Origin of the sequence: Micromonospora sp. AMSO12t (assembly GCF_008806585.1) — a bacterium.
GTDB lineage: Bacteria > Actinomycetota > Actinomycetes > Mycobacteriales > Micromonosporaceae > Micromonospora > Micromonospora reichwaldensis.
This window is the reverse complement of sequence record NZ_WAAS01000002.1, coordinates 74,019-85,233: the sequence shown is the minus strand read 5'-3', so window position 1 is coordinate 85,233 and position 11,215 is coordinate 74,019. Positions and strand designations below refer to the sequence as shown.

At 76.8% G+C, this 11,215-nt stretch carries 1 protein-coding gene; it reads left to right on the top strand.

Annotated features, from left to right (window positions below):
• Window positions 1–6 precede the first annotated feature (6 nt).
• Window positions 7–11,196, top strand: a complete 11,190-nt coding sequence (locus tag F6X68_RS00820; protein ID WP_151452411.1) for a type I polyketide synthase — start codon at window positions 7–9, stop codon at window positions 11,194–11,196.
• The last annotated feature ends 19 nt before the right edge of the window (window positions 11,197–11,215 follow it).

The following is an 11,215-nucleotide window of genomic DNA, read 5'->3' as shown; positions in this document are numbered from 1 at the left end:
GATGTCATGGCGGACGAAGAGCGGCTGCGCGAATACCTGACGCGGGTCGTCGCCGAACTTCAGCAGACCCGCCAACGGCTGCGCGAGGTCACCGCCGAGGAGTCCGAGCCGGTGGCGATCGTGGCGATGAGCTGCCGCTACCCGGGCGGCATCAGCTCGCCCGAACAGCTGTGGGAGTTCGTCTCGTCCGGCGGGGACGCCATCGGCGACTTCCCCACCGACCGGGGCTGGGACCTGGAGCGGCTCTACCATGCCGACCCGGACAACGCCGGCACCTCGTACACCACCTCCGGCGGGTTCCTGCACGACGCGGGGCGCTTCGACGCCGCCCTGTTCGGCATCTCGCCGCGCGAGGCGGTCGCCATGGACCCGCAGCAGCGGCTGCTGCTGGAGACCACCTGGGAGCTGTTCGAGCGGGCCGGCATCGCCCCGCTGTCGCTGCGCGGCAGCCGCTCCGGCGTCTTCGTCGGCACCTCCGGGCAGGACTACGCCGCCGTGCTGCACCGGGCCCCCGGCGTCGAGGGGTACGTGCTGACCGGCACCGCCGCCAGCGTGGTCTCCGGCCGGCTGGCGTACACGTTCGGCCTCGAAGGCCCGTCGGTCACCGTCGACACCGCCTGCTCGTCGGCGTCGGTCGCCATCCACCTCGCCTGCCAGGCGCTGCGCCAACGCGAGTGCGGCCTCGCCCTGGCCGGCGGCGCGACCGTGCTGGCCACCCCCGGCCCGTTCGTCGAGTTCTCCCGGCAGCGCGGCCTCGCCGCCGACGGCCGGTGCAAGTCCTTCGCCGCGTCCGCCGACGGCACCGGCTGGTCCGAGGGCGTCGGCATGCTGCTGCTGGAACGGCTCAGCGACGCCCGCCGCAACGGCCACCCGGTGCTCGGCGTCATCCGCAGCTCGGCGGTCAACTCCGACGGCGCGTCCAACGGCCTGACCGCCCCCAACGGCCCGTCCCAGCAGCGGGTCATCCGGCAGGCCCTGGCCGGCGCGAAGCTCACCCCCGACCTGGTCGACGTGGTCGAGGCGCACGGCACCGGCACCACCCTCGGCGACCCGATCGAGGCCCAGGCCCTGCTCGCCACGTACGGCCGGGAGCGCGGCGACGCCGCGCCGCTGCTGCTCGGCTCCATCAAGTCCAACATCGGCCACACCCAGGCCGCCGCCGGCATCGCCGGGGTGATCAAGATGGTGGAGGCGATGCGGCACGGCGTCGTGCCGGCCACCCTGCACGTCGACGAGCCCACCCCGCACGTGGACTGGGCCACCGGCGCGGTCACCCTGGTCACCGAGGCCACGCCGTGGCCGGCCGTGGACCGGCCGCGCCGCGCCGCCGTCTCCTCCTTCGGCATGAGCGGCACCAACACCCACCTCATCCTCGAACAGCCCGAGCCGGCCCGCGCCGAGGCCGACCGGCCGGAGCCGCCCGCGCCCGCGCCGGTGCTGCTCACCGGCCGTACCCGCGCCGCGCTGCGCCACCAGGCCGAGCGCTGGTCGCGGTACGTCGCCGACGACCCGGACGTGCGCCCGGCCGACGTCGCCTGGACCTCGGTGGTCTCCCGCTCGCCCCTGGAACACCGGGCGGTCGTCCTCGCCGACGACCGCGACGGCCTGCTCGCCGCCCTGCACGCCCTCGCCGACGACCGGCCCGCCCCCGGCCTGGTCACCGGTGCCGCCGCCGAACGCGGCGGGGTCGCGTTCCTCTTCTCCGGCCAGGGCGCCCAGCGCGCCGGTGCCGGCCGGGAGCTGTACGAGACGTACCCCGTCTTCGCGGAGGCGCTCGACGAGGTCTGCGCCCACCTCGACCACCGGCTGCCCCGGCCGCTGAAGCCGCTGCTGCACGCCGAGCCCGGCACCGACGAGGCGGCGCTGCTCGACCAGACCGTCTTCACCCAGGCCGCGCTCTTCGCCGTCGAGGTGGCGCTGCACCGGCTGCTCGGCTCCTGGGGGCTGGCCCCGGACATGGTCGCCGGGCACTCCGTCGGCGAGCTGACCGCCGCCCACGTCGCCGGCGTGCTCACCCTCGACGACGCCTGCGCCCTCGTCGCCGCCCGGGGCCGGCTCATGCAGGCCCTGCCCGCCGGCGGCGCGATGCTCGCCGTCGCCGCCGACGAGGCCCGGGTCGCCGAGTCGATCGCCGCGCTGACCGACCGGGTCGCCGTCGCGGCCGTCAACGCCCCCGGCGCCGTCGTCGTCTCCGGCGACGGCGCGGCCATCGACGAGCTGGCCGACCTCTGGACCGGCCGGGGGGTGAAGGTGCGGCGGCTGCGGGTCAGCCACGCCTTCCACAGCCCGCTGATGGAGCCGATGCTCGCCGAGTTCGCCGCCGTCGCCGCCGGCCTCGACCTGCGCGCCCCCACCCTGCCGGTGGTGTCCAACCTGACCGGCGAGCTGGCCGACCCGGCGCAGCTCACCGACCCGAACTACTGGGTGCGCCACGTCCGGGAGGCGGTCCGCTTCGCCGACGGCGTACGCACCCTGCGCGCCCACGGCGTCGGCACCTTCGTGGAGGTCGGCCCCGACGCCGTCCTCACCGCCGGCATCCAGGAGACCCTCGCCGAGGCCGAGGCCGGCGACGCTGCCCCCGCCGTGGTGGTGCAGGTGCTGCGCCGGGACCGCCCGGACCGTCGCGCCCTGCTCGCCGCCCTCGCCCAGCTCCACGTCGCCGGCACCCCGGTGCGCTGGGCGGACCTCCTCGCCGACCGGCCCGGCCGGCTCGTCGGCCTGCCCACCTACCCGTTCGAGCGGCAGCACTACTGGGTGCCGGCCGAGGCGCCCGCCGACGAGGCCACCGCCGGCGGGGCGGGTGCGCTCGACCGGCGGTTCTGGGCGGCCGTCGAACGCGCCGACCTCGACGCGCTGCGCGACACCCTCGCCGTCACCGACACCGCCGCCGCCGAGTCGCTGCGTACCCTGCTGCCCGTCCTCGCCGACTGGCGGCGGCAGCGGCAGGAACACTCGGTGCTCGACGGCTGGCGGTACCGGGCCGACTGGCAGGTGACCGGCGAACCCGCCCCCGCCCGGCTGGCCGGCACCTGGCTGCTGGCACTGCCCGCCGGCGGCGCCGACGACCCGGCGGTGCGGACCGTCCGGGCCGCGCTGACCGGTGCCGGCGCCGACGTGCTGCCGCTGACCGTGGAGCCGGACGCCGACCGGGCCGGCCTCGCGGCGTCCCTCGCCGGCACCGACCCCGCCGGCGTCGTCTCCCTGCTCGCCGCCGAGCCGCCCGCCGCCGACAGCACCGTCCTGCCCGGCCTGGCCGCCACCCTCGCGCTCGTGCAGGCACTCGGCGACGCCGACCTGGCCGCGCCGCTGTGGCTGGTCACCCGGGGCGCGGTCGCCGCCGCCTCGTACGACCGGCTCACCGACCCGGCGCAGGCCGCCGTCTGGGGCCTCGGCCGGGTGGTCGGCGTCGAGGCCCCGCACCGCTGGGGCGGCCTGGTCGACCTGCCGCCGGAGCCCGACGACCGGGCCGCCACCCGGCTCGCCGCGATCCTCACCGGATCGACCGGCGAGGACCAGCTCGCGGTACGCGGCCCCGGCGTCTTCGCCCGCCGCCTCGTGCGCGCCGCCCTCGGCGACCGCCCGCCGGCGCGCCGGTTCACGCCCACCGGCACCGCCCTGATCACCGGCGGCACCGGCGGACTCGGCGCCCGCGCCGCCCGCTGGCTCGCCGCCGCCGGAGCCGAGCACGTCGTGCTGGTCAGCCGGCGCGGACCCGACGCCCCCGGCGCCGCCGAGCTGGAGGCCGAGCTGACCGGCCTCGGGGCCCGGGTCACCGTCGCCGCCTGCGACATCGCCGACCGGGCCGCCCTTGCCGACCTGCTCGACCGGGTCGAGGCCGAGGGCCCGCCCGTGCGCACCGTCCTGCACACCGCCGGCATCGCGCAGGCCACCCCGCTGGCGGAGGTCACCCCCGCCGAGCTGGCCGAGGTGACCGTCGGCAAGACCGCCGGCGCCGCCCACCTCGCCGACCTCCTCGCCGACCGGGAACTGGACGCCTTCGTCGTCTACTCGTCCATCGCCGCCACCTGGGGCAGCGGCGGGCAGGCCGGGTACGCGGCCGGCAACGCCTACCTCGACGCGCTGGTGCAGCGGCGGCGGGCCGAGGGCCGGGCCGGCACCGCCATCGCCTGGGGACCGTGGTCCGACGGCGGCATGCACGCGGCGGACGCCGAGCGCAACCTGCGCCGCCGGGGCCTGCCCGCCATGGACCCGACCGTCGCCATGGGCGCGTTGCAACAGGCCCTCGACCACGACGACGTCACCGTGACGGTGGCCGACGTGGACTGGGCCCGGTTCGCCCCCGCGTACGCCTCCGCCCGCCGCCGGCCACTGCTGGAGGGCGTACCGGAGGCGCGGGCCGCCCTCGACGGCGGCGTCGCGGTCGACGACGGCGACGAGGGCCCAGCGGCGACCCTGCGCCGGCGGCTCGCCGGGCTGGCCCCGGCCCGCCGCGAGGAGGCCGTCGCCGACCTGGTCCGGGAACTCGCCGCCGACGTGCTCGGCCACGACGGCGGGGCCGCGGCCATCCCGGCGACCACCGCGTTCCGGGACCTCGGCTTCGACTCGCTGACCGCGGTGGAGCTGCGCAACCGGCTCGTCGCCGCCACCGGGCAGGCGCTGCCCACCACCCTGGTCTTCGACCACCCCACCCCGGTCGTGCTGGCCCGGCTCCTGCTCACCGGCCTCTTCGGCGCCGACGCCGACGCCGGGCCGGCCCCCGTCGCCGCCCCGGCCGCCGTCGACGACGACGAACCGGTGGCCATCGTCGCCATGGCCTGCCGCTACCCCGGGGGCGTCGACGACCCCGAGCGGCTGTGGCGCCTCGTCGCGGACGGCGTGGACGCCATCGGCGACTTCCCGACCGACCGGGGCTGGGACCTCGACCGGCTCTACGACCCCGACCCGGCCAACCCCGGCACCACCTACACCGACAAGGGCGGCTTCCTCGACGGGGCGGCGGAGTTCGACCCGGGCTTCTTCGGGATCTCGCCGCGCGAGGCGGCGGCCATGGACCCGCAGCAGCGGTTGCTGCTGGAGGTCTCGTGGGAGGCGGTCGAGCGGGCAGGGGTTGAGCCTGGGGTCCTACGGGGTTCGCGAACAGGGGTGTTCGTGGGCACGAATGGTCAGGACTATGGGGCCCTGCTCATGGCTGCGGGGGAGCAGGCCGAAGGGTTCGGGGCCACGGGCAACGCCGCCAGTGTGGTGTCGGGTCGGGTGGCGTACGCGTTGGGGTTGGAGGGGCCGGCGGTGTCGGTGGACACGGCGTGTTCGTCGTCGTTGGTGGCGTTGCACCTGGCGGTGCAGTCGCTGCGGCGCGGCGAGTGCGACATGGCCCTCGCCGGCGGCGTCACGGTCATGGCCACCCCCGGCACCTTCTTCGAGTTCTCCCGGCAGCGTGGGCTGGCCGCCGACGGCCGGTGCAAGGCGTTCGCGGCGGCTGCGGACGGCACCGGCTGGGGCGAGGGCGTGGGCATGCTGCTGGTCGAGCGGCTGTCGGACGCCCGGCGCAACGGCCACCGCGTCCTGGCGATCGTGCGGGGCAGTGCCGTCAACCAGGACGGTGCCTCCAACGGGTTGACGGCGCCGAACGGCCCGTCGCAGCAGCGGGTGATCCGGCAGGCCCTCGCGGGTGCCCGGCTGGGCACCGCCGACGTGGACGTGGTCGAGGCGCACGGCACGGGCACGACGCTCGGCGACCCGATCGAGGCGCAGGCGCTGCTGGCCACGTACGGGCAGGGCCGCGAGGGGCACGAGCCGCTGCTGCTCGGCTCGATCAAGTCGAACCTCGGCCACACCCAGGCCGCCTCGGGCGTGGCGGGTGTGATCAAGATGGTGCTGGCGATGCGCGAGGGCGTGGTCCCCGCGACGCTGCACGTGGACGAGCCGTCCCCGCACATCGACTGGTCCGCCGGGGCCGTCGAGTTGGCGATCGAGTCGCGGCCGTGGCCGGCGGTGGAGCGGCCGCGCCGGGCGGCGGTGTCGTCGTTCGGCATGTCCGGCACGAACGCCCACGTGATCATCGAGCAGGCCGACGAGCCGGAGGCCGTCGCCCCCGCCGTGGCCGGCCCCGGACTGGTGGCGTCGGGCGTCGTGGCGTGGCCGGTGTCGGCGCGGTCGAAGGCCGCACTGGCGGGCCAGGCGGCCCGGCTGACGCAGTACGTGCGTGAGCGCGGCGAGGTCGATGCGGCGGCGGTGGGCTGGTCCCTGGCGACGACCCGGTCGGTGTTCGACCAGCGGGCCGCCGTGGTCGGTTCCACCTCCGAGGACCTGCTGGCGGGGCTGGACGCCTTGGCGTCGGGGGCGCCGGCCGGCAACGTCGTCGCCGGCACCGCCATGCCCCACGGTGCGGGTCCGGTGTTCGTGTTCCCGGGTCAGGGTGCGCAGTCGGCGCGGATGGCCGCCGGTCTGGTGGGGCGTACGCCGGTGTTCGACGCGCGGCTGGCGGAGTGCCAGCGGGCCCTGGCGCCGTACCTGGACGTGGACCTGGTGTCGGTGTTGACGGGTGAGGACGAGTCGTGGTTGGCGCGGGTCGAGGTCGTGCAGCCGGTGCTGTGGGCTGTCGGTATGGCGCTCGCGGCGGTGTGGCAGCACGCCGGTGTGGTTCCTGCTGCGGTGGTCGGTCACTCGCAGGGTGAGATCGGTGCCGCGTGCGTGGCCGGGATCCTGTCCCTGGACGATGCGGCGAAGGCCGTGGCGCTGCGGTCGCGGGCGCTGACCGTCCTGCGGGGCACCGGCACGATGGCGTCGGTCGATCTCTCCGCCGAGGCGGTCGCCGAGCGGCTCGGGGAGTTCCCCGGCGTGGGTGTCGCGGCGGTCAACGGCCCGTCCACGGTCGTGGTGTCGGGTCCGCCGCAGCCGGTGGCCGACCTGGTGGAAGCGTGCCAGGCCGACGGGGTGCGCGCCCGACTGATCCCCGTGGACTACGCGTCGCACTCGGCCGCCGTGCAGGAGGTGGCCGAGCGGTTGCGCGCCGACCTGGCCGACGTGGCCCCGCAGCCGGGCCACACCCGGCTGGTGTCGACGCTGACGGGGGACTGGGTGGACCCGGCGTCGATGACGGCCGGCTACTGGTACGACAACCTGCGGCAGACCGTCCAGTTCGACGCCGCCGTCCGCGTCGCGGTCGCCGCCGGGCACACCACGTTCGTCGAGATCAGCCCGCACCCGGTGCTGACGATGCCGGTCACGGCCATTCTCGATGACGCCGGTGCGAGCGGGCACACGCTGGGCAGCCTGCGGCGGGGTGACGACGACGCGACGCGGCTGCTGACGAACCTCGCCACCGCCCACACGATCGGCCTGCCCGTCGACCTGACGGCCGTGCTGGCTCGCACCGACGCCGTCGCGCTGCCCACGTACGCCTTCGCGCACGGACGCTTCTGGCTGGACGCCCCCGCGCACCGGGTACGCGACGTCGGCTCCGCCGGCCTCCAGGACACCGACCACCCGCTGCTCAGCGCGGCCGTACCCGTCGCCGACGACCAGACGGTGGTGCTGACCGGGCGGCTGTCGGTGCGTACCCACCCGTGGCTCGCCGACCACGCCGTCGGCGGGGCGGTCATCGTCCCCGGCACCGGCGTGGTCGACATGGTGGTCCGGGCCGGCGACGAGGTCGACGCCGGCCAGGTGGGCGACCTGACGCTGATCAACCCGCTGGTGCTCCCGCCGGCCGGCGCGGTGCAGGTGCAGGTACGCGTGGGCCCGCCCGGCGACGCCGGCGAGCGGAGCGTCACCGTGCACTCCCGCCCCGAGGAGGACGCCGACACCGAGTGGACCCGGCACGCCGAGGGCCTGCTGCTGCCGCACCTGCCCGCCCCGACGGCCGTAGCGGGGCAGTGGCCGCCGGCCGACGCCGTCGAGGTCGACGCCGACCTGGACGCCTGGTACGCGCAGATGGCCGAGGGCGGCCTCGGCTACGGCCCCGCCTTCCGTGGCCTGCGCCGGGTGTGGCGCGGCGACGGCGAGGTCTACGCCGAGGTGGCCCTGCCCGAGGAGGCGACCGCCGACGCGTCCCGCTTCGGCCTGCACCCGGCCCTGTTCGACGCGGCCCTCCAGGCCAGCGGGATCACCGCCCTGCTCGGCGACGCGGCGGACACCTCCGGGGCAGGCTGGATGCCGTTCGCCTTCCGCTCGGTCGCCCTGCACGCCCACGGCGCCACCCGGCTGCGGGCGCGGCTGCGGTCGCTCGGCCCGGACACCGTCGCGGTCACCCTCGCCGACACCGCCGGCCAGCCGGTCGCCACCGTCGAGTCGCTGACGTTCCGCCCGGTCGCCGCGGGCCGGGCCGACGAGGCCGCCGCCCTGCGCCGCACCTCGGTGTTCCACCTGGACTGGACGCCGCTGACGGGCACCGACGCGGCGGCCGGGGAGGCCCGCTGGGCGCTGCTCGGCGACGACACCCTCGGCCTCGCCGACGCGCTGGCCGCCGCCGGGCACCCGGTGCGGGCCCACGCCGACCTGGCAACGTTGGTCGCGGCGGTCGAGGAGTCCGGGGACGTACCCGATGTGGTGCTGGATCTGCGCTCCGGCGCGGAGACGGACCCGCAGCGGGCCGGCGCGGCCGCGCACGACGCGGCCCGCGACGCGCTCGCGCTGGTGCAGCAGTGGTTGGGCGAGCCCCGGCTGGAGCGGTCCCGGCTGGTGCTGCACACCCGGGGCGCGGTCGGCGCGGCCCCGGGCGAGGCCCCCCGCGACCTGGCCCGGGCGAGCCTGTGGGGGTTGGTGCGTTCAGCGCAGTCCGAGCACCCCGGCCGGTTCACGCTGCTCGACACCGACGACGCCGCCGCCTCCCGGGCGGCCGTCCCGGCGGCCGTCGCCTCCGGCGAGCCGCAGCTCGCGCTGCGCGACGGCGTGCCGCTGGTGCCCCGGCTGGCCCGGGCCCGCGACGCCGGGGTGCTGCCGCTGCCCGCCGACGAGGTGCCGTGGCGCCTCGACGTCACCGAGAAGGGCACGCTGGAGAACCTGGCCCTGCTGCCCGGCCCCGAGGTTTCCGGGGAACTGCCGGCGGGCCACGTCCTGGTGGGGATGCGCGCCTCCGGGCTGAACTTCCGCGACGTGGTGCTGGCCCTCGGCATGGTCCCCGACCAGGAGGTGCTGGGCAACGAGGGCGCCGGCGTGGTGCTCGGCGTCGGGCCGGGGGTCACCGACCTCGCCCCCGGCGACCGGGTGATGGGCATCTTCTCCGGCTCGTTCTCCTCGGCGGCGGTCACCGACCGCCGGCTGCTCACCCGTATCCCCGACGGCTGGTCCTACACGGACGCCGCCGCCGTGCCCGTGGTCTTCCTGACCGCCTGGTACGGCCTGGTGGAGCTGGCCCGGCTGCGCGCCGGGGAGTCCGTGCTCGTCCACGCGGCGGCCGGCGGCGTCGGCATGGCCGCCGTGCAGATCGCCCGCCACCTCGGCGCGGAGGTCTACGGCACGGCCAGCCCCGGCAAGTGGCCGGCGCTGCGCGCCACCGGCTTCGACGACGCGCACCTCGCCTCCTCCCGCAGCCTCGACTTCGCCGGGGAGTTCCGCGACCGCACCGGCGGGCGGGGCGTCGACGTGGTGCTCAACGCCCTCAGCGGCGAGTACGTCGACGCGTCGCTGCGGCTGCTCGCCGACGGCGGCCGGTTCGTCGAGATGGGCAAGACCGACAAGCGGGACCCGCAGCGGGTCGCCGCCGACCACCCGGGGGTCAGCTACCAGGTCTTCGACCTCATCGAGGCCGGCCCGGCGAAGATCGGCGCGATGCTGGCCGAGCTGATGGCGCTCTTCGCCGCCGGTGCGCTGCGGCCCCTGCCCCGGCGCACCTGGGACGTCCGGCGTGCCCCCGAGGCGTTCCGCTTCCTCAGCCAGGCCCGGCACGTCGGCAAGCTCGCCCTGAGCGTCCCGCAGGCGCCCCGGCTCGACGGCACGGTCCTGGTCTCCGGGGCGACCGGCACCCTCGGCGCGCTGCTCTGCCGGCACCTGGTCACCGCGCACGACGCCCGGCAACTGCTCCTGGTCAGCCGGCGCGGCCCGGACGCCGAGGGCGCCGACGAGCTGCTCGCCGACCTCAAGGCGCTCGGCGCGGACGTGTCGATCGTCGCCGCCGACCTGGCCGACCCGGAGACCGTGGCGGACGTGCTCTCCATGGTGGACCGGCGGCACCCGCTGCGCGCCGTCGTGCACGCCGCCGGCGTCCTCGACGACGCGACCGTCGAGTCGCTCACCCCCGACCGCCTCGACGCGGTGCTGCGGCCCAAGGTCGACGTGGCCTGGAACCTGCACCGGGCGACCCTCGGTCACGAGCTGAGCGCGTTCGTGCTCTTCTCCGCCGCTGCCGGCGTGTTCGGCGGCCCCGGCCAGGGCAACTACGCCGCCGGCAACGCGTTCCTCGACGCCCTCGCCGAGCACCGGCGGGCCCTCGGCCTGCCGGCCGTCGCGCTGGCCTGGGGCCGCTGGGCGCAGGCCAGCGGCATGACCGGGCACCTCGACTCGGCCGACATCCGCCGGCTCGACCGGGGTGGCATGGCCGCGCTGTCCAACGAGGAGGGCCTCGCCCTGTTCGACGCGGCCTGGCGCTCCGAGCGGGCGACGCTGATGCCCGCGAAGATCATCACTGGGGTGGCCGCGCCCGGTGCGCCCGTGCACCCGCTGCTGGCGAACCTGGTCCGCGCCGCCGGCCGCCGGGCCGCGGCCGGTGAGGCCGCCGACGGGCAGGCGTACGCCGAGACGCTGCGCGCCCTGCCCGCCGACAAGCGGGTACGCGCCCTGCGCGACCTGGTGCTGGCGCACGTGGCGGTCGTCCTCGGCCACGGCGACCCGGCCGGCATCGAGCCGACCCGGGCGTTCCGGGAACTCGGCTTCGACTCGCTCACCGCCGTCGAGCTGCGCAACCGGCTCGGCGCGGCCACCGGGCTGCGGCTGCCGGCGACGCTGGTCTTCGACAACCCGACGCCCGAGGCGCTCGCCACCCACCTGGCCGGTCAGTTCGCCCCGGCGACCCCGGCGGGCGAGGCGTCCACTGCCGGCCGGGAACTGGACCGGCTGGAGGCGGCGCTCGTCGGGCTCGACCCGACCGACGACGAGTTCCGCAAGATCACCGACCGGCTGCACGGCCTGCTGGGCCGGCTGACCGAGCGGCAGGCGGACGCGGACGGCGACGACGACCTGGAGTCGGCCACCGCCGAGAACATCTTCGACCTGATCGACCGCGAGCTGGAGACGTCGTGACCACCAGCCGCAACGACAT

Excerpts from the sequence above, each read along its gene's own strand:
- F6X68_RS00820 (WP_151452411.1), top strand. The coding sequence starts at position 7 with ATGGCGGACGAAGAGCGGCTGCGCGAATACCTGACGCGGGTCGTCGCC.